Below are 20,639 nucleotides of genomic sequence, written 5' to 3'. Positions count from 1 at the left end.
AAAATGGAGGTAAATAGAATGTATGTATATAGTTTTCAATATTTCAGCATTATCTTCTATTGATTATTTGCATAACGGTCTAACAGTTTTTTCTTATGAGATTGAAAGATTTCTTCTAATGGGATTTCATATTTATTAGCAATGACAATTAAATTGCCGAGTACATCACCTAATTCTTCTGTTAACTCTTGTTTGTTTTCTTCATATGAAAATTGTAATTCATCTGGTCTGTCTCTACCAATTTCAAGAGCTCTTATCGCTCGGGCAACTTCACCCGTTTCTTCTGCTAAAAAACCGATACGTATAAAAATATCTAGTTCAGACCAGCCTCTACTTTCATAATATTTTTTAACCCATTGTTGAAACTCTGTAACATCCATTCTATTTACCTCCATTTTTTGTTATCGTTTTTATGCTTATCAAATAAAGTTTTTGCCTTTTTAGGTAGACAAACTACTTATGTGGGATGTGCAAGCATCCTTACTTAAAGAAAGCTTGATCGAATCATTTTCAAGTTTAACAAAGTTATTTTAGTTTTGTATAATAATATAGAAACAATCTAGGAGGTGCTCGTATGAAGAGTTTAGCAGTTTTTTGTGGTTCAAGTAGTGGCGCATCTGATGTCTATGTTGAAGGTGCAAAGAAATTAGGAAAAGAACTTGTAAAACAAAATATATCACTCGTATATGGTGGATCGAGTGTGGGTGTTATGGGTGCTGTTGCTGATGCAGTATTAAATGAAGGTGGACATGTAATAGGTGTTATGCCAAGCTTCCTAGATAAAAGGGAAATTGCTCATAAGAACTTATCGGAGTTAATCATCGTACAATCTATGCATGAGAGAAAGGCGAAGATGGCAGAGCTATCAGATGGGTTTATCGTGTTGCCTGGAGGACCAGGAACAATGGAAGAATTTTTCGAAATTTTCACATGGGCGCAATTAGGACTTCATCAAAAGCCGTGCGGATTCTTAAACATTAATCATTATTATGATCCACTCATTGAATTCTTTAACCATATGTTAAAAGAGCAATTCATTCATGATAAGTACCTTGAGATGGCGTTGGTTGATGAAGAACCAGTTGAGTTACTTAAGAAATTCAGCACATATCAAGCTCCAACTGTAAAAACATATTTGACTGATGACCAGACGTAATCATAAGTGCATTAAGTTGATAAGAGTCACACTTCGTAACTTAAGAAAGTCAATGAAATTTCATGTTTCCAACTTAGATACCGAACTTAAATCTTACAATATTATGTGTTGTGTGGCTTATTTTACACAAATAGAGAAAAATTAGATATTATCATAATGTAGAAAGTTTTATATGTATTAATCATATGGTAATTGTTTAGCTAACCATCAGTAGGGGATGAAGAAGCTCCTACTGATGGAACTCTCACTTTATTGTAGGAGCGGGTTATCTTGTTAACAACAATTAAGCTTAATGAAGTATTCGAAGACTTAGAAGTGTTATCGAGTTTATCCTTACGAGAGCGGAAAGAGATTGAAAAACACCTTTACTATAGGAAATATAAAAAAGGACAAATGCTTTTTATTGAAGGTGATCCACGAGAGAAACTCTACTGTATCTTGAGTGGATATGTAAAAACGGAGAAAGTGAATATGAATGTGACGACACGATTTAATTCTTTTTTAAAACCGACTACGTTCTTCCCTTATATAGGGCTTTTTTCGAATGATTACTACAAATATTCAGCAGAAGCATTTACAGACCTTGAAGTATTATACATACCAACCTTATATGCTGAAGAGCTCTTCAAGAAAGATAAACATATTTTACTTCAAATCGTAAAGTGTGTAACAAAGAAAATTGAGATGTTAGAGCATCGGCTTCAAACTGTTACTGATTCACACGCAAAAAATAGAGTAACACAATTTCTTGGTTATTTAGTTGAGGACCTAGGCGAAATAGAGGAGGAGATTCTCCTAATCCCTTGTCCGATTACGACATTAGAAGTAGCGAAATTTACTGGTACTTCTAGAGAGACGGTTAGTCATGTACTTAACGACTTGAAAAAGGATGGTAGGTTAGCGGTTACAAATAAACACTTTATCATCAAAGATCCATCGTACTTCTTAGCTGCTATTTTATAAGGAAGAGATGAGTTAGAAGAGAATAAAACAGTAACAAAGAGGATGTTCCCCTCTGTTACTGATTATCATTTTTATCTTTTATTAACAATACATCAACTTCTTTTCAGATTGTGTAATTTGAGTACCAATATTTCCTTCAAATGCCTCTACAGCATGGTCGAGAGAAGTAATAATCGCCTTTCGACCTGGTTTTGAATTAACAAACTTTAATGCTGCTTCAATTTTGGGTAACATACTTCCTTCCGCAAATTGCCCCTCTTTAATGTATTTATCCGCTTCTTCAACAGTTAGGTGGTGAAGGTTTATTTGATCTTTCGTTTTGTAATTAATTGCAACGTGATCAACAGTTGTAAGAATTAAGAGAATATTTGCGTTAATAAGCTCAGCAAGTTTTTCAGAAACGAAATCTTTATCTATAACCGCCTCTTTGCCTACTAATATTCCATTCTCATCGATAACAGGAATACCACCGCCACCACCAGCAATAACGACATAATGATTATCAACTAACGTTTCAATTATGTTCTTCTCTATTATGTCAATTGGTTTGGGTGAGGCAACGACTCGCCGAAATCCTCTTCCTGCATCCTCTCTTATGTCGTAGCCTTTAGTTTTCTCTAATTCGATAGCCTCCTGTTCGTTATAGAAGGGACCTATAGGTTTTGTAAGGTTAGTAAAAGCTTCGTCATTTTTATCGACTAATACTTGAGAAACGATAGTAGCGACATCTTTATGAATGTTTTCTTGTTTGAATACATCTAACAATGCATTTTGCATCCAATAACCAATCATCCCTTGGCTCATCGCTCCGCACGTATCTAATGGCATAGCGGGTAGCTGTTCACTATCGTTTAATTGTTGTTGTAACAAAATATTTCCAACCTGAGGTCCGTTTCCATGTGTAATGACGACCTCATAATCTTTATCAAAAAGATGAGCTAATTGTTTGGCTGTATGATAACACGCTTGTCGCTGCTCTTCATCACTTCTTCTATTTCCTGCTTGAATTGCGTTGCCACCTAATGAAACGACTACTTTTTGTTTTTTCATACATGATCACCTCGTTATAAAGTGAAATTTCCATCAGTAATTGCTTCTTATATAAGTACTGAAATACTAATAAACACCATAACCATAGCTGAAAGTGCAATTAACATTTTCCACATATACTTGAAGTATATTTCATAAGGGACTTTTGCAATTGCTAGTGCTCCCATGATAACAGCAGAAGTTGGTGTAATGAGATTAATTACGCCTGAAGCAGATTGAAACGCTGTAATAACAATATGTCGGTCTACCCCTGTGAAATCTGCTAATGGAGCCATTATTGGCATAGATAACGTCGCAAGCCCTGATGTTGATGGTACAAGGAAAGAGAGTGGAAGATAGAATAGAAATGCTAAGTTTGCAAAAGCTGTCGGTCCTAAGTCTGCTAACATTTCTTCTCCCCAATGCAACACTGTTGCGGTCATTCCACCATCGTTCATAACAACTGTAATACCTCTAGAAACGCCTATGATTAACGCAACTCCTAGCAGGTCTTTTGCTCCTTCAACAAATGTAGTTGTGAAATTCTCTTCTCCCATTTTATAAATGTAACCAATAATGAGCGAAGATACGAGGAACAACAGCGTTAATTCACCGAACCACCAGTCACCAAGTGGGATAATACTACCTAATAATTTTCCTACTAACGGTATGCCTAAAATCATATTATTGAAATCTTCGAAAAATGTAATGTTGAATTTCCATGCCCAAGGAATAACCCCGAGTACCATGATGACAAATGTTATTCCAAATACCCACAGCACTGCTTTTCGTTGCTTCGTTAATTCGACAACTTCCATTTCATCTTTACCTTTTAGAAAAGTGTCTTTATGTGTTTGATGTAAATGAGCAACTAAAGATGTACTAGGATCTTCTTTAACTCTTTTCGCATATTTCATAACGAATAGAATCCCAATTAGTAATCCAACTATGAGAATTAAAACCCTAAGTAGGATGCCTTCACCGATAGATATTCCTGCAAAACCAGAAGCGATTCCCGTCGCAAATGGGTTAACGGTAGAACCTAGAACACCTATTCCAGCACCAACTGCAATGATTAATACAGCGGTTAAAGCATCAAAGCCAGCTGCAAGAATGATTGGAATGATCAAGGGATAGAAAGCGATCGTCTCTTCAGCCATTCCGTAAGTTGTCCCACCTAATGCAAAACACGTCATTAAGATTGGAATCATAATATTCTCTCGCCCTTTTAACTTACGAACAATGTTCCCAATTCCAGCTTCTACTGCACCAGTTTTCATAACAACTCCTAAAAAACCACCGATGACGATGACGAACAATGCGATGTCCTGAGCATCAAAAAAACCTTTTATAGGTGCATACAAGACTTCCCATATTCCTTGTGGTGTTTGTTCAGCTGAACTATACGTTCCTGGTATCGGTTCTAGCTTTGAAGCATCTGGATCAACATAATCATATTGACCAGCTGGAACAATCCAAGTTAATGCTGCAACTACTAATATGATTAAGAATAGAATCGTAAATGCACTAGGCATTTTAAACTTTGATTTCTTCATGACGAAACGCTCCTTTCATCATCACGTTCTTTAAGATGGTGTAAGGAGAAGAGAGAGCTCTCCTTGATAAACAGAGTCTCACTTCACCTTACGTATTCGTTTGCGCACATTATGAAATAGTGGCTGCCATAATTGCTTTAATCGTATGCATGCGATTTTCTGCTTGATCAAATACGAAAGAGTGGCGGCTTTGGAATACTTCATCTGTAACTTCCATTGCTTCTAATCCATATTTCTCATAGATATCTTTTCCGATAATTGTAGTTGTATCATGAAAAGCAGGGAGGCAATGTAAAAAGATGACGTCTTCATTTTCTGTCTTTTTAATCATCTCCATGTTAACTTGATATGGTTTTAATAATTCGATTCTTTCCGCAAACTTGTCTTCTTCTCCCATTGATACCCAAACATCTGTATACAGGACATCAGCCCCTTTTACAGCTTCGTCTACATTATCAGTAATCATAATCTCACAATTGTTTTCTTTAGCGTATTGTTTCGCTAATGTTGCAATTTCTTGATTTGGATACAATGATTCAGGTGCAGCAATTCGAACATTCACACCTAGTTTACTTCCTACAATTAGTAAGCTGTTCGCAACATTGTTTCGTCCATCTCCAACGTAAACGACTGTTAATCCTGTCAAATCTCCTTTTTGTTCTTTTATCGTTAAATAGTCGGCAAGCGCTTGGGTTGGATGATACATGTCAGTTAATCCATTCCAAACAGGTACACCTGAATGTTCTGCTAGTTGTTGTACAGTCTCTTGGCTATAGCCACGAAATTCAATTCCATCAAACATTCTCCCTAAAACTTTTGCAGTATCTGCTACAGACTCTTTTTTACCGAGCTGAATATCATTTTTACCTAAATATTCAGGATGAGCTCCTAAATCTGTACAAGCAACAGTGAATGCACAACGTGTTCTTGTTGAAGGCTTTTCAAATAATAGGGCAATGTTTTTGCCTTCCATTAGTTTTTCACGACTTCCTCTTTGTTTCTTTTGTTTCAGATCAGCAGCCAAATCAATGAGATCGTTAATTTCTTCAGCATTGAAATCTATTAACGTTAGTAAGCTACGTCCTTTTAAATTCACTCTGTGTACTGATAATGCCATGACCATCCACTCCCATTCATATTTTTTAGTTGTAAATAATTAAATGTCTTCTCGGTAAATTGGCATACTCATACAGCGAGGACCACCTCGACCTCTTGATAGCTCAGAGCTTTGCACCTCAATTACTTCAATCCCATGATTTCGTAACACTTCGTTTGAAACGTAGTTACGGTCATAAGTAATGACAACACCAGGAGAAATAGCGAGAGTATTTGAGCCATCATTCCATTGTTCCCTTGCTGATGCGATAGGATCTCCACCACCACAAGGTATTAAGATTATTTCGTCTAAGTTTAAAACAGCTTTTAATGCTTCAGAGAAGTTATTTCCCTCTGTTATTTTAACGCGGTTTTCTTGTTCACCTTTTTCTAATGTGAAGATTCTCATATTACCATCAGGACCTTGAATAGCTGGATGAATCGTGAATTTATTATGATCAACCATAGTAAACACAGTATCTAGATGCATAAATGCACGTGACTTAGGAATTTCCACAACTAAAACCTTTGTAAACTGATCTTGATATTTAAATAATTGAATAGCGAGTTGTTCAATCGCTTGAGGGGAAGTACGTGCACTTACTCCGATCGCTAATGTATCTTTACTTAATACAAGTTGATCGCCGCCTTCCATTGCAAACCGATTATCACGTGTGAACCATTTTGGTATTTGATGATTCGCGAATCGTGGATGGTAATTCATAATATAATCCATGAAAATTGATTCTCTTTTTCTAGCTCTTTCTTGCATTCTATTTATAGAAACCCCATTTCCAATTGCAGCAGCAGGGTCTCTAGTAAAATATAAGTTTGGCATCGGATCAAGGTAAAATGGATAATGATCAGACATTAGCTCGTATAAGTGAATTTTCTTCTCAGATGGAATGTCTGTTTTTAAGACACCAGACATCACTTTTTCAACGAGTTCCTTTGTTGAACCTGATAGTAAGTACGCTCGTAGATTTTTCCAAGCTCCATTAATATTTGATTTACTTTCAGTAAGGATTTGATCGACAAACTTTTCACGAATTTCATTTGAATTTAATGCCTCTTCCATTAGTGTGGTCAAGTACAATACTTCAACCCCACGATTTCTAAGCGCATTAGCAAAGTAATCATGCTCTTTTTGAATAGCAGGTAGAAATGGAATATCATCAAACAATAATCGCTTCAAATATTCTGGTGTCAAATTCTCAACTTCTTTTCCAGGTCGGTGAAGAATAACTGTTTTTAGCTCTCCAATTTCTGAAGTAATATGTACTGGATATTTCATTGTGATCGCTCCTTCCAAATGACTGATTATGTTTACAACTATATTGTAAACGGTTGCTCTAGAGTATCGTGCCAGCAGCTAGGCACGTAAGATGTGATGGTTTGCATGGTATATTGTAGTAAAAATATATCGTTTTGTATTTTTATACGTTAAAAAGGAGAAGATAGTTGTTTTGATGTTGATATAATAACTTTAGTTTTGTTTTCAAGTGAATACCGAGCTTATCCATTCTTGGAAAAAATATTAAACATTATTTCTGGACTAATGATTAAAAGGTATTTAGTAGTTTGTAGAGAAAGGATAAATGGAGCTAAACTAAGATAAAAAGAGGGGAAATAATGAACGTACAATTAGAAATCATTACGAGAGAAAATTGGGAGGAAGCACTTGCTCTTAAAGTTAAACAAGAGCAACAGAATTTCGTTCCAACAGTAGCAGTATCATTAGCTAAAGTATATGTGAAACCTGATGGTGACAATGTTGAATATATTCCTTTTGCGATCATTTGTCATGAGCAAATGATAGGATTTATAATGTGTGCTTACATAGAAGATACGACAAATATGTATTGGATCAATGGGTTTATCATTGATGAACAGTTTCAAGGGAGAGGTTACGGAAATGTTGCGTTATCTGAGATGGCAAATTGGATTGTAAATCGTTTTCCAAAATGTGAAGAGATTAGGTTGACTGTTTGTCCAGATAATTATATGGCAAAGAACCTATATAAACAATTTGGATTTCTTGCAACTGACCAAATATTAGGAGGGGAAGAAATGTGGTATCTTCCTATTAAAAGATAACAGTATGAAGAAATTTATATGGATTGATAATTGGTATATTGAGGAACAAGCAGCTTGGTTGTCTCATATGGCGTTACAGGGATGGAAATTAACAAAGATAGGTATGTTCTTCGCAACGTTTGAACATTGTGAACCAAAGCAAATGACTTATCGATTTGATATTTATCAGTTAACTAGTCAATCGAAGATAAAATGGATAGAGTCTTATGAAAAATCAGGTTGGGAGCATGTTGGTTCTCGTGGTGCGGTTCAAATATTTAGAGAAAAAGATAATGTAGAAACTCATGAAGTTCTTTCAGACGGTGAACAATTAGTAAGAACAGTATCCTTATTAAAAAAGGACATCATGTTAAGATGGTTACTCATTCTAATTCAATCGATTGTTGTGGTCGTGATGATGTTCGTAATGTTAACTGGGCCTGTACATATTTTTTTAAACGATAGTTTGATAGCTGTAGTAGGGGTACTATTTATAATGAGTCTTATCCTCTTTAATATGACTCTTGGCTTAATTCATGTATCAAAGTTATTAAAGAAAGTAAAATCAGGATATATATTCGAACGTAAGGTTAACTATAAAAGAAAAAAGAAATGGAAAATAGTAGAGGTTCTAATTATTAGCGTAACACTTGTAATAGGGTTGCTTCTTTTTTTAGACAAATCAATCTTTGCTATGCCACAGGCATGGTTAATTTCGATTCCTGAACAAGAACTGCCAATTGTTTATCTAAAAGATACTATTGATGAATCAAAGTACATTGAAATTATTAATAATGAAGGTAGAGGTGGTTTTTTTACGGAGAAGTCGAGCTTATTAGTCCCTCATTATGATCAAATAATTCAACGAGTAGAAGTACCAAATGTAACTTGGTCTGATAATAGAGGCACATATACACCTGTCATTTTTTCCGAAGGCTATCAAGCTAGAAATGTATGGGTAGCTAAAATGTTAATGAACGCAGTAAAGAAAGAATATATTACTGACAATTATTTTTTTGAATATGATGAAGATAGTGAGTTTGACGAGTTAGTAATTAATAGACGACCATCGAATATTGGTTTTGTTGCTAGAAAGGGAAGGTTTGTATATCAGGTTAAATATTCAGGGATGGAGCCGATTGAACGTATAATAGAACTGACGTTAGAGAAAGTTCCGAGTGAATAAAAGAAAACTTTCATGAGTGGGGTTCAAATCTCTCTTGTGGAGGTTTTTTCTTTGTTATGAAACGAAACAATACAATAACAGTTAATAGTGAAAATATAACCTAAAGGATCATTTTAAAATTTTTTAGAAGTTGCAAGTTGTAAATGTTTTTATAAAATAATAGAGATCGACATAAAAGGATAAAGATGATCGAATGGTGATATTATGTAGAAATAATAACGATATAAACTAGTTTAACGTAAGCCATTTACTATGCAGAATGATAGAGTAAGAGGTGTATTTGTTATCAGCAAAGAAACTACGAACAAGAAGAGCAGAGATCCTTTTTTTGATAATGCAAGATTTATATTAGTTTTTCTAGTTGTATTTGGTCACTTATTGAGTCCTTTTAGAAATGAAAGTGAAATTCTTCACATAGTTTCCAATTTTATCAGTATATTTAGAATGCCTGCACTTATTCTTATGTCAGGTTATTTTTCTAAAAGCTTTTATAAGAAAGGATTCATTCATAAAATTATAGCGAAAACATTAGTACCATATTTTATTTTTGAAATTGTCTATTCATATTACAATTTCGTATTATATGATTATGAATCATTAACGTTCACATTCTTTACTCCTACAATGGGAATGTGGTTTTTATTCAGCATGTTTTGTTGGAATGTCATGTTATTCGTTTTCACCAAAATTAAATATTCAATTTTGGTGAGTTTCTTATTGGGAATCGGAATTGGTCTGTTCGATGATGCCGGATCATATTTAAGTCTTTCAAGAACATTTGTATTTTTTCCATTCTTTTTGATAGGTTATTATTTGAAAGCAGATCATTTTAATTGGATAAAACAAAGATCAGGGAAAATAGTTTCTATTGGTTTGATCATTGGTTGTATCGTTAGCTTAATACTGATAGATCCAGTTGTAATGAGAAAGTTCTTGTTAGGAAAGTATTCATTTGATGCGATTGGTTATACTCCTGTGTTTGGTATGTTTTATAGAGTAATAATTTATATGGTTATGATATGTGGAATCCTTGCTTTCTTACCGTGGGTTCCAAAAAAACAGACGTCCTTTACTCATTTAGGTCAACGAACAGCTTATGTGTTTATTTTGCATTTCTTTTTTATTAAATACGTAGCAACATTGGATTGGTATCTCGATGGAGGTATGTGGAATTTATTGATTATTCCTTTCTTTACCGTGGTTATTTCGTTTGTTTTAAGTTCAAATTATGTCGTTAATCTCACAAAACCGTTAATTGAGGGTAGCGTATTTTCATTTGTAATGAACAAATGGGACTTTTTCGGTTCTTTCAAACCTCAGAAACCATTCCGATACATTTCGACTCTATTACGGACCATATTTAGATAATTCTTTTCATTTACTTTGTGAGAAATCATATGTTTAAGCAACAGAAATAAGAGCATTCTTCACTATGAATGGTGAAGAGTGCTCTTTGTTTATATATGACGACAGAATCATAGTTGAAACAAAATGGCTTAAGTTTTATTAAAAATAGTGGAATTAGAAAGAATAGTGATGTATACTTAGCTCAACAATAAACATTGCGCACAATTTAATTTTGTGAAATTGAAAAGAGGAATAAGTTATGGGATATGAAAGGGTATTATCAAAGTTTGAAGCTGTACCGAGTGATGAAGTGTCACTAATTGAACAAATGGAAGTTATATTGAAAGGGAAGATGGAAAAGACATATGTAAAAGGTAATACAAAAAGGGATGCACATCCAAAACATCTTGCGATCTTAAACGCGGAGTTCACAGTTGAGCCCAATCTACCTCCTGAACTTAAAGTGGGTGTATTTAAAAAAGGAAATACATATCCAGCTGTCATACGAGTGTCCAATGCAAGTGGGAATGTTCAGTCAGACGAGAAACCAGATTTTAGAGGATTTGCAATTAAGTTAACAGGCGTTCAAGGAGAAAAATCACAAGAGACAGATAAAGAAACACAAGATTTTGTATTAATGAGCAATCCAACTATGCCACTAGGTACGGTAAAGCTATTCCATGATGCAGTATACTATAGCATTAAATATTCACCACTCGTCCTATTGCTTAAAATGATGGTGACTGGAAACAGTAAAATTCTAAAACAATTGAAGAATGGGAGAAAGAACCATACATCTCCACTAGATATTCGATATTGGAGTACAACACCATATTTATTTGGAAATGATCGAGCAGTCAAATACTCGTTAGTTCCAACTTCTAACTATAAAAGCACGTTACCTACTCAGTTAACAGACAGTTATTTAACGGATAATATGGAGAAGCATTTGAAAGAAAAAGAAGCGACCTTTGATTTTATGGTTCAACTGTATAAAGATGATCATACGACACCGATTGAAGACGCTGGTGTAGAGTGGAAAGCAGAAGAAGCACCATTTATTAAAGTTGCGACACTAAAAATTCCAAAACAAACATTTAGAAGAGCTGAACGAGATGAGTTATCTGAACAATTATCTTTCTCTCCAGATCATACGTTATTAGAACACCGACCTATAGGTGGCATTAATCGAGCGAGATCAGAGATATATCGTAATTTGTCAAAATTCAGACATGATAGAGATAACAGAGCAATGATGGAACCATCAGGTCCTATTGATGAATAAACAGCAGAAACTTGTAGTAATCAATTTCAATTGTTGATTTTTTTAAGCTAACTCAATTCTGACGAGTCTAGTTAACACATTGGAAAAAAGATAAAAAATAACGCAGAAATATACAATAACAGTTGTATATTTCTGCGTTATTAGACCCTTACATGTAGAATACTACGTTACTGGGATTGGGCAAGGTGGTTCTATCCAAGGTGGTGGGCAAGGATTATAAGTACCCGCTTCAGCCTCAGTTGGTGCAAATGGTATAGTTCCTGCCAATAACCCAAATGACAATACAGAAATGGTAAGGATTTTCTTTATTTTTTTCATATGTATTCACCTCCTCTTCCACTTTAAGTATATTTTTTACATTAAAAGAAAATAACACCAATTTCATTTTTTTATAAATTTAAGTAGGCTATTATTGATCTATTCAACTAACCATCAGTGAAGATGTAGGAAAATATCTACTAATATTACTTTTGTTTAATCGTAGGATTATTCAGAGAAATTAAGATTCAAAAAAGTTTAATGTGAATAGTTTTGCTGAGGCAAATGAATAACCGTTATTAATAACAAATAGCCGAACATTCCAGCACCGAGGTATATAAGCCATGGTAGTGGACTGTTTGGGTAATGACTTAACAAAACAGTACCAGCGTAGGAACCAAAAGTGGCACCTATTGCAAATGATAGCTCAAAAAAACCGAAATAAGCTCCTTGGAACTTTCCGTTTGTAAATTCAGAGATTGCTATATCGGATGAAGGAAGAACAAGAGTTTCTCCAACGGTAAAAAAGACCACACAGAGCAAAAGCCAATAGCTTGATGGAAAGAAGCTAATCATAAATAAGGCAATGCTCATAATCATTATTCCACTCTTAAGTAGTTTAAATGTCTCTACTCTTATGAACAAATCTCGAAATAAAATCATGAATAGTAGACCAGTTAATGCATTGACTGTAATGACTGTAGTAACGAGGCTCTCGCTGTTAGAGAGGTTATACATGTGTAGCGGTAAAGAGCCCGTTAGCTGTGCATACATAAACCAAAAGAATACCATTGAACTACAATAAATGATGAATCTCTTATTCTTGAGTATGCTTGTAAAAACTTCAAGTGACGAAATGTGTTTCATAGCCATTTGATTTTGCGGTGGAATGATAAAGAGTTGCACGAAGTACATGATAAAAAAGATTACTGCACTAATAAGAAATGGATATTGAGGATTAAATAATAGCAGTAAACCTCCGAGTAATGGACCAACGATAGCCCCTCCATTTAAGGACAAGTTCAAATAGGTGAAGGCCTTCTTTCGTTCATTACCTATTGTTGCAATAGAGAAAAAACCTCTTGATGAAGGTTCATAAAAAGCAGCTCCAATCCCAATTAAGATTGCTCCGATTGAAATAACAGGAAAGGATTGTGAAAATGCTAAAATTCCCATTCCTCCCCCTCTAATGATAAGGCCAATTTCCATCATAAGTTTATACCCATATTTATCAGCTAATGCTCCAGTAACTAATGGTAGCCCTTTAGAAAAGATCAATAGAAATGAAAGTACGGTTCCTGTTTGTACAGCTGTAAATGCGAGAATGTTTGATAAATAGACGGCTAAAAAAGACATTACCGCAAAGCCAGCAAGGTTCAAAAAGAAAGCGGATACTAAAATCGTTTTGATTGTTAGATTGAATGATTTAACACTCAATATGGTAACCTCCTTAAAATATTAATGGTTACAAGATATAATATGGTATAATATTCAATAAAGCAACCGTTAAAATGGATAGGTGGTTACAAAATGAACAATCAAGCAGAAGTCACACATATTCTTTCTTATTTAAACACGTGGGAAATCCCTAACAAAGAACGAATTCCGAGGGATCACCTACTTACTCATCAAGATGTAACCGATTATGCATATGACACTATTGGGATGAAAAGGAATACAGATGATTTTAAGGATGTTATTCAATTACGTGATGAGTTAAGAGAGATGATTGATTCAAAAAATGTGGATAGTCTTAATAAATGGGTACAAAAAAGAGAGATTCATTTCCATGTTACGACGAAAGATACAAAACCGTATTATGACTTATCGTTTTGCTCAAATGAAGACAGTCTTGTAAATAATATGATTATTTACATGCTAGTTGTAATTCGAAACGGTGTATTTCATCGAATCAAAATATGTCCCGATTGTAAGTGGGCCTTCTATGACGAATCAAAGAGTGGCACAAAAAAATGGTGTAGCATGAATGCAAACAGTGAAACGGGTAGGGCGTGTGGAACGATCTCAAAAGTTAGGAGGTACAGAGAAAAGAGAAAGACTGAATAAGCAGAAGAACGGTGAAAAAATTTGAAATGCTAGTTTGAAATGTAAAGGATGGCTTATTTATTTTCAAAGGTAACAAACATATTATCGTGTCGTTGACGAGTTTGTTACCTAATAAGTTTTCAAACGTAAATTCCTCTCTATAATCTAAACTGAGACAGGAAATTCAAGAATTCCTTCTGTTCTTTATGTGAATATTTAGTAATTGCGTACGTTTTTGCTTCTGGCAGTTTAAAAGATTTTGTTTCAACATCTAATAGTCTTCCTTCAAGTAGCTCTCTTCTTACTGTGGAGGAAGGTAGGTAAGACACTCCTAAACCTTCTACAATAAACCGTTTCGTAATGTGAGTTTGCGAAACTTTCATCATTCGAGTAGATGGATAGAACCGTTTTATCGTATTACATAATTCATCCCAATAAGCAGGGTGATTATGTGTTAACAAATAGTTGGAGGTCAATAGTTCTTCCTCATCTAACGGAGGTGCTGATTCAAAATCTCTTCCATCATGAGGAGCGACTAATATAACTTTGTCTGTGTATAAGAGTGTATTTACAAGTTGAGGATTGAAGGTTGGAAGGCATGATAATCCGATATCAACCTTTTCTTCTAGTACTGCTTTTTCAATATCGGCCGATTCAATGATTTGGACGGATATTTCAACTTGTGGATGTTTTTTCAAATACTGTTTTAAAACAAAAGGAAGTATATTGTCAGCAATTAATGGTGAAATTGCTATCGTTAGTTTTGATGTATAACCTTGATCTAATGACTGTAGTTCTGATATTCCCTCTTCATAAAGTTTGATTACTTTTTGAGCATGTTTTAAGAAAAACCTTCCTGACTCAGTAAGCTTTATCTTTTTTCCCTCTCTTTCAAACAATAGTATGCCTAATTCCTTTTCTAGCTGTTTAATATGTACTGTTACAGATGGCTGTGAAATGTAAAGTTGTTCAGCTGCTTTTCTAAAATTTCCAAGCTCTGAGGCCGTTATAAATGTTTTTAACCAATTAAGTTCCAATATAGATCCCTCTCTTATTAATATTATTAATCAATATAATTAATAATATTTAATTTTGTTAATTATCAATACATTATACAATATTGGTAATAAATGATAAGGAGATGATCAGTATGTTTCATGAAGGGTTGAAAGGTGTTGTAGCAGCACGAACAAAAATTAGCCATATTGATGGACATGAAGGTATTCTTATCTACCGTGGGTACAAAATTGGAGAACTAACTATGAGTTTTTCATTTGAGGAAGTTGCTTACTTGCTTTGGTATGGTCATTTGCCATCTGAAGAAGAACTCAAACATTTAAAACATGAATTAGTAAAGCATCGTCATTTGACTCCTACACTCAAAATGGTTATCGACACATTGCCTGTAGAAATGGATATGATGAGTGTATTAAGAACAGCCATTTCAGCTGAAGGAACAAATAAATATGGATGGAAGCCTTCGATTAGTCAAGCGATCAAGTTAACTGCGATAGTTCCTACGATCATTGCATATCGGAATAGTAAAGTTAACAATACTTCGTATACTGTACCTAACAATGAACTAGACCATATTGAGAATTATTTATATATGTTAACGGGAAACAAGCCATCAAAAGCTGTAGTGGACGCATTAGAAACGTACATGATCTTGACTCTTGAACATGGAATGAACGCATCTGCTTTTTCTGCTAGAGTTACTGCTTCTACACAATCTGATTTAGTATCAGCCATTACTTCTGCAATTGGCACGATGAAAGGTCCTTTACATGGTGGTGCACCTTCAGGAGTAATCGACTTACTGAATGAGATCGGTACGATTGATCATGCAGAGGAAGTTGTTCGTACGAAATTGGAACATGGAGAAAGAATTATGGGTTTTGGTCACCGAGTATATAAAACACATGACCCTCGAGCAGTTGCGATAAGAGAGAAGCTATTGCAATCTAAAGGAAAAGATCACTCACTTGATCTTGCCTTACATGTGGAAAACATAGCTATAGAACTATTAAATGAATTAAAGCCAGGTCGATCACTATATACAAATGTTGAATTTTATGCAGCGGCTATTATGAAATCAATTAACCTTCAACCAGAGCTATTCACCCCAACTTTTACTGCAAGCCGCGTTGTTGGGTGGACTGCACATGTTTTAGAACAGGCTGAAAATAACACAATTTACAGACCTAAGTCACAATATATCGGAAATCTAGACATTTAATGGTGAGTAAACGTTCAGCAGTATAAGATGAAGGAGCTTATAAGCGGTAATTCCAACATCATAAGTTCAATAAGGAAGCGTGTTCAGTTAAGAATTCTCTTCCTTTTTTTGTTATTGGAATTATTGAGTATTTATTGAAAATTTGAAATAATAAATGAAGCAAGTGTTAGATGAATTAGTGAAAGGACAAGTAGAATGGTTCACATAAAACAAATCCATTTTGAACAATTAAAAGAAGCATTAGTTAACTCATGGTCGTTACAATCAAGTTCAAAGTGGAGTGTAGATAACCGTGCAAAAGGACAATGTGGGGTAACGGCTCTAATTGTAAATGATCGATTAGGTGGCGAAATATTAAAAACAAAGGTACATGACTCATGGCATTATTATAATCAAATTAATGGACAACGTTATGATTTTACTGCCTCTCAATTTCGAGAACAGATTGACTATATGGATATTTCATCAAATAGAAATGAAGCATTTTCAGACACAAATGAGCACCAATATGAATATTTGAAACAAGCTGTACAAAAATATTACACGAGCGAAATTGAATAACGAATAAGATATATAAGTATAGGCAGATACTCTAGGAGGGTATGTATGATTGGAATATTGGCAGGGATGGGACCAAAATCTACTGGTCCATTCATTGATAATGTAGTCGAGCAGTGTCAAAAAATATACGGTGCGAAGGTTGATCTTGATTTTCCACAAATGATGATTTATTCGTGTCCAACACCTTTTTTTATTGATAAACCGATCGATCATGAAGAGATGGAACAATCCATTATAAACGGCGCAAAAAGACTTGAAAGCACTGGTGTAGACTTTATCGCTATGCCATGCAATACAGCACATCTATACTTTGATAAATTAGAAGAAGCACTTACTGTTCCGATACTGAACATTGTTGAAGAGACGATTAACGCAATGCCTCAATCATGTAAAAAGGTAGCTTTGTTAGGAACAGAGCCGACTGTACAATCTCAAATCTATCAGAATGCTTTCTTGGAATGTGGAATCGTTTATATTAGTAGAACAACTTGGCAAATGAGTGTAAATGAAATCATCTCAACTATTAAGTTAGGAAATGTACAAGAAGCACAACAATTATGGAATGAGTTATGTGCAGAGTTAAGTGAGACTGTAGATACTGTTGTTGTAGCATGTACAGATTTAAATGTCGTCTTAACAAATCAATGGGACAAGATAACGTTTGTCGATTCTGCTGACTGCTTAGCACAAGCACTTGTTAAAAAGTATCTATCAAAATCAAATTACTCATCGGTAAGTTTGACTGATTAGATAACAAAAAAGTTGATAATACATGGCATTCATCAAATGAATAGGAAAATGGAGGATTTCGAATGATAACACTATACATAACAAGGCATGGCGAAACAGAATGGAATAGTGAAGGTAGGTTGCAAGGTTCTTTGAATTCTAACTTAACTGCAAATGGAATTAAAAACGCACAATCTTTAGGAGAAAGGCTACAGGAGTTAGAGTTTGTAGCGGTATATGCGAGTCCTAGTGGAAGAACGAAGCAGACTGCTCAGGTAATTCTGGAAGATAGAGAGATACCTATTATCTATGATAACAATTTAAAGGAAATCAATATGGGTGAATGGGAAGGTGAAACATTGATAGATGTTGAAGGTTTATACCCTGAACAATTTCATGCTTTCTGGAATTTACCACATGAGTATACGCCTGTAGGTGGCGAAACATTTGAGGATGCATGGAACAGAGCGTTGCAAATTCTTGGACGTATTAAAGAGGAACAGAAAAATGGAAATGTATTAATTGTCACTCATGGGGTTTTAATAAAGTGTTTAATTTCAATTTTTAAAAACGCATTAATTGAAGATTTATGGTCTCCACCATTTATTCATGATACGAGTCTAACCGTAGTTAATATGACTGAAGCGGATTATGAAATCTTGCTAGAAGGTGATATTTCACATAAGGGAACAGCGGGTGAGAAATCATAAATTTACTATTCAATGGTTTTAGGCATGAAGGTGTACAAAGTGGCGTACCAATATAGTATGAGGAGGTTATCATATGAAGCTATGCACTCATTGTGACTCAGATATGGTTGAAAAAAATAATTTTCTTGGATTTAAAATCCCGATAGCAATCGTATTAATTTTAATCCCGTATGGAATCTTCGTATGTTGGCTTCCATTTATCATTCCTGGAAACTATATATGCAAGAACTGTGGGCGGGAATTTAGAAAAGTAAAGGAAATCGATTGGCGCGAATATGAGAAAATGAAAGAATTACAGAAAGAACAGGGATAAGTATTGTGAAGGAAATGAATGGTGACGTTTGATTGGAAATAAAGACCAATATGAGGAGTTTAATTTTTCCCCATTTATTGAAGGGAGGAGTATATGTTCAACTAGAGTTATATAATGCGATATGGTTGTTTGCTGTTTTCTTCATGCTCCATGATTTTGAAGAATTAATCACCGTTGAAAATTGGTCAAAAAGAACCGAAAGTAGATTGAAAGAACGAGATAGCTGGATCAATTGAAAGATATGGGGATTTTGGAATATTAATTCTTACACTTTCGCAAAGAGAGATATTATCATATTCGTTATTATGTCTCTCATTACTTTTATCAACATTCAAAACTTAGATAGAACTTCAATTTCCGTTGTATACATCTTCTTTTTATTCTTTGTTCTCATTCACAATGTAGCGCATGTCTTGCAAACATGGTTACTAAAAACATATACCCCCGGGCTCTATACCGTAATTTTTCTTGTAACTCCATATACAGTTTATTTATTATTTCGCGTAATGTAACATGCATAAAGTATAATGAACAACTCATTGTTTCTTTCTCAACGTAAAAAGGGTCTTATTTCAGAAGAGAGTACAATTAAAAAATATAAATGAAAATGGAAAGGGGAAATCCATTTGAATCATTATATTTGTATGACGTGTGGTACTCAGTATGAGAAAATGGAACAGACACCTCTTACATGTAGAATTTGTACGGAAGAAAGACAATATGTTGATCCATTAGGTCAAATGTGGACGACATTACAAGCAATGCGTGATTTAGAGGAATATGAAAATGAAATTAAATATGAGGAAAAAGGTTTAAGCAGTATTACAACTAAGCCTAAGTTTGCAATTGGTCAAACGGCTTATATCGTTCAAAATAATGGATTTAATTTAATGTGGGATTGTGTATCGTATATAGATGAACATACAATTCATGAAGTAGAAAAGTTAGGTGGGCTGAGCGGAATAGCTATTTCTCATCCACATTATTACTCGACTCAAGTAGAATGGGCTGAGATATTCAACGTACCAATTTATATACATGAGGACGACAAAGAATGGGTGAATCGATCTAGTGAAAGAATTGAGTTCTGGGCAGGAGAATCATTGTCATTAGCTGATGGTCTTTCATTGTATAGATTAGGGGGACATTTTAAAGGTGGAACAGTTTTACATTGGTTAGATGGAAATGATGGAAAGGGGATATTATTAACGGGTGATATTATTCAAGTTGTTGCAGACCGTCAATGGGTTAGTTTCATGTACAGCTACCCTAACTTAATTCCACTTCCAGCTTCAAAAGTAGAAAAAATAGCTGAAAAGGTTCAAGGGATAACGTTTGACAGAATATATAATGCGTTTCAATCAGTTGTTAAAGAAAATGCAAATCTTGCTGTACAAAAATCTGCACACCGATATATTGCAGCGTTAAATGGTGATTTATTTGAAACGTAACTCAAAATATAATGATCTTTAAACAAGTAGCACCTTTCATGTAGAAGGGTGTTTTTTAGTTTGATAAGAAACGATAGGGGGGTATATAATAAAAATGAATATTAATTTTTGAACAGTAATGTTTGAAAAATAGACAAGAGAGCATTTGAAAGGTGTAGATAATCTACATAGAAGTGTATTATGAAAGCTATGATTGCAAAAGCTAACGTTATTTATAAACTGTGTGTTTTGATATTTGTTCAAGAAAAAGTAAATTCGTAGTTGACACATACCATACTAGGGTATACTATATGTATAAGAGGTGATGACAAATGGAAAAAGATTGTCATGTTAACGAAGAAGGAAAGATGCTTGCTACACCGCGTAGTGATAAAGAAAAAGATCAGCTCATTAAGCGGCTTAGGAGAGTTGAAGGTCAAGTTCGTGGCATTCAAAAGATGATAGAAGATGACCGTTATTGTGTAGATGTTCTCATTCAAGTTTCTGCAATTAATTCAGCGTTAAAAAATGTTGGTTTTCAATTGTTAGAACGGCATGCAAGCCATTGTGTATCAGATGCTATTAAAGAAGGTTCAGGTGATGAAGCACTTGAGGAGTTAATGAAGGTTGTGAAACAGTTCTCTAAATCTTAAAAACGGA

Annotated in this window: 22 protein-coding genes and 1 pseudogene; 15 read left to right on the top strand and 8 right to left on the bottom strand. The window is 34.5% G+C overall.

Annotated features, from left to right (window positions below):
* Window positions 1–56: 56 nt before the first annotated feature.
* A complete protein-coding gene (locus BFG57_RS03915) occupies window positions 57–380 on the bottom strand; it encodes a MazG nucleotide pyrophosphohydrolase domain-containing protein (protein ID WP_069716163.1) in 324 nt (107 codons plus the stop codon).
* A gap of 194 nt (window positions 381–574) precedes the next feature.
* Here BFG57_RS03915 and BFG57_RS03910 point away from each other — a divergent pair, with 194 nt between their 5' ends.
* Both BFG57_RS03910 and BFG57_RS03905 read left to right on the top strand, forming a co-directional pair.
* Window positions 575–1,156 (top strand): LOG family protein, encoded by a 582-nt coding sequence (locus BFG57_RS03910; protein WP_069716162.1) that lies wholly within the window; start codon window positions 575–577, stop codon window positions 1,154–1,156.
* Between the two features lie 270 nt (window positions 1,157–1,426).
* Window positions 1,427–2,119 carry a Crp/Fnr family transcriptional regulator gene (locus BFG57_RS03905; protein WP_083249052.1) on the top strand — a complete coding sequence of 231 codons (693 nt, stop codon included), beginning with the start codon at window positions 1,427–1,429 and terminating at the stop codon, window positions 2,117–2,119.
* Window positions 2,120–2,200: 81 nt separating this feature from the next.
* Here BFG57_RS03905 and arcC read toward each other — a convergent pair whose 3' ends face one another.
* The 4 genes from arcC to arcA form a co-directional block, all read right to left on the bottom strand.
* Window positions 2,201–3,169: a carbamate kinase gene (arcC, locus tag BFG57_RS03900; RefSeq protein WP_069716161.1), complete on the bottom strand. Its 969-nt coding sequence runs from the start codon at window positions 3,167–3,169 to the stop codon at window positions 2,201–2,203.
* A 47-nt stretch (window positions 3,170–3,216) separates the two neighbouring features.
* Window positions 3,217–4,704, bottom strand: a complete 1,488-nt coding sequence (locus tag BFG57_RS03895; RefSeq protein WP_069716160.1) for a YfcC family protein — start codon at window positions 4,702–4,704, stop codon at window positions 3,217–3,219.
* Between the two features lie 109 nt (window positions 4,705–4,813).
* A complete protein-coding gene (gene argF / locus BFG57_RS03890; RefSeq protein WP_069716159.1) occupies window positions 4,814–5,821 on the bottom strand; it encodes an ornithine carbamoyltransferase in 1,008 nt (335 codons plus the stop codon).
* A gap of 39 nt (window positions 5,822–5,860) precedes the next feature.
* On the bottom strand, window positions 5,861–7,093 hold the full coding sequence (gene arcA / locus BFG57_RS03885) for an arginine deiminase (protein ID WP_069716158.1): 1,233 nt from the start codon (window positions 7,091–7,093) through the stop codon (window positions 5,861–5,863).
* 338 nt (window positions 7,094–7,431) lie between these two features.
* On the opposite strand from arcA, the gene BFG57_RS03880 reads away from it, so the two are divergent.
* The 4 genes from BFG57_RS03880 (at window position 7,432) to BFG57_RS03865 (ending at window position 11,693) form a co-directional block, all read left to right on the top strand.
* Window positions 7,432–7,896: a GNAT family N-acetyltransferase gene (locus tag BFG57_RS03880; RefSeq protein WP_069716157.1), complete on the top strand. Its 465-nt coding sequence runs from the start codon at window positions 7,432–7,434 to the stop codon at window positions 7,894–7,896.
* Between the two features lie 4 nt (window positions 7,897–7,900).
* Complete coding sequence (locus tag BFG57_RS03875) at window positions 7,901–9,061, top strand: DUF2812 domain-containing protein (RefSeq protein ID WP_069716156.1); 1,161 nt, start codon at window positions 7,901–7,903, stop codon at window positions 9,059–9,061.
* Window positions 9,062–9,313: 252 nt separating this feature from the next.
* The gene (locus tag BFG57_RS03870) at window positions 9,314–10,429 is read left to right on the top strand and encodes an acyltransferase family protein (RefSeq protein WP_069716155.1); all 1,116 of its coding nucleotides are present in this window, start codon (window positions 9,314–9,316) and stop codon (window positions 10,427–10,429) included.
* A gap of 238 nt (window positions 10,430–10,667) precedes the next feature.
* The gene (locus BFG57_RS03865) at window positions 10,668–11,693 is read left to right on the top strand and encodes a catalase family protein (RefSeq protein ID WP_069716154.1); all 1,026 of its coding nucleotides are present in this window, start codon (window positions 10,668–10,670) and stop codon (window positions 11,691–11,693) included.
* A 162-nt stretch (window positions 11,694–11,855) separates the two neighbouring features.
* Here the strand turns inward: BFG57_RS03865 and BFG57_RS18805 are convergent, their stop codons facing one another.
* Window positions 11,856–12,011 carry a hypothetical protein gene (locus tag BFG57_RS18805; protein ID WP_175428264.1) on the bottom strand — a complete coding sequence of 52 codons (156 nt, stop codon included), beginning with the start codon at window positions 12,009–12,011 and terminating at the stop codon, window positions 11,856–11,858.
* A 198-nt stretch (window positions 12,012–12,209) separates the two neighbouring features.
* Window positions 12,210–13,388, bottom strand: coding sequence for an MFS transporter (locus BFG57_RS03860; RefSeq protein ID WP_069716153.1), 1,179 nt, complete (start codon window positions 13,386–13,388; stop codon window positions 12,210–12,212).
* Between the two features lie 93 nt (window positions 13,389–13,481).
* Here BFG57_RS03860 and BFG57_RS03855 point away from each other — a divergent pair, with 93 nt between their 5' ends.
* Complete coding sequence (locus BFG57_RS03855; protein WP_069716152.1) at window positions 13,482–14,018, top strand: CGNR zinc finger domain-containing protein; 537 nt, start codon at window positions 13,482–13,484, stop codon at window positions 14,016–14,018.
* Between the two features lie 137 nt (window positions 14,019–14,155).
* On the opposite strand, the gene BFG57_RS03850 is transcribed toward BFG57_RS03855, so the two are convergent.
* A complete protein-coding gene (locus BFG57_RS03850) occupies window positions 14,156–15,034 on the bottom strand; it encodes a LysR family transcriptional regulator (protein WP_069716151.1) in 879 nt (292 codons plus the stop codon).
* A 113-nt stretch (window positions 15,035–15,147) separates the two neighbouring features.
* On the opposite strand from BFG57_RS03850, the gene BFG57_RS03845 reads away from it, so the two are divergent.
* The 8 genes and pseudogenes from BFG57_RS03845 to BFG57_RS03810 all read left to right on the top strand — a co-directional run bounded on the left by BFG57_RS03845 (window position 15,148) and on the right by BFG57_RS03810 (window position 20,632).
* Window positions 15,148–16,236: a citrate synthase/methylcitrate synthase gene (locus BFG57_RS03845; protein ID WP_069716150.1), complete on the top strand. Its 1,089-nt coding sequence runs from the start codon at window positions 15,148–15,150 to the stop codon at window positions 16,234–16,236.
* Window positions 16,237–16,431: 195 nt separating this feature from the next.
* Complete coding sequence (locus BFG57_RS03840; RefSeq protein WP_069716149.1) at window positions 16,432–16,797, top strand: YunG family protein; 366 nt, start codon at window positions 16,432–16,434, stop codon at window positions 16,795–16,797.
* Between the two features lie 45 nt (window positions 16,798–16,842).
* Complete coding sequence (locus BFG57_RS03835) at window positions 16,843–17,547, top strand: aspartate/glutamate racemase family protein (protein ID WP_069716148.1); 705 nt, start codon at window positions 16,843–16,845, stop codon at window positions 17,545–17,547.
* 62 nt (window positions 17,548–17,609) lie between these two features.
* The gene (locus BFG57_RS03830; protein ID WP_069716147.1) at window positions 17,610–18,236 is read left to right on the top strand and encodes a histidine phosphatase family protein; all 627 of its coding nucleotides are present in this window, start codon (window positions 17,610–17,612) and stop codon (window positions 18,234–18,236) included.
* A gap of 73 nt (window positions 18,237–18,309) precedes the next feature.
* A complete protein-coding gene (locus tag BFG57_RS03825; RefSeq protein WP_069716146.1) occupies window positions 18,310–18,549 on the top strand; it encodes a hypothetical protein in 240 nt (79 codons plus the stop codon).
* Window positions 18,550–18,599: 50 nt separating this feature from the next.
* A pseudogene (locus BFG57_RS18270) lies at window positions 18,600–19,061 on the top strand (HXXEE domain-containing protein).
* Between the two features lie 114 nt (window positions 19,062–19,175).
* Complete coding sequence (locus BFG57_RS03815) at window positions 19,176–20,000, top strand: MBL fold metallo-hydrolase (RefSeq protein WP_069716144.1); 825 nt, start codon at window positions 19,176–19,178, stop codon at window positions 19,998–20,000.
* A gap of 311 nt (window positions 20,001–20,311) precedes the next feature.
* Window positions 20,312–20,632 carry a metal-sensing transcriptional repressor gene (locus tag BFG57_RS03810; RefSeq protein ID WP_069716143.1) on the top strand — a complete coding sequence of 107 codons (321 nt, stop codon included), beginning with the start codon at window positions 20,312–20,314 and terminating at the stop codon, window positions 20,630–20,632.
* Window positions 20,633–20,639 lie beyond the last annotated feature (7 nt).

The organism is Bacillus solimangrovi (genome assembly GCF_001742425.1).
Lineage (GTDB): Bacteria > Bacillota > Bacilli > Bacillales > Bacillaceae_N > Bacillus_AV > Bacillus_AV solimangrovi.
Note: the sequence above shows the minus strand (reverse complement) of the source record. Positions and strands in the feature narration are given on the sequence as shown.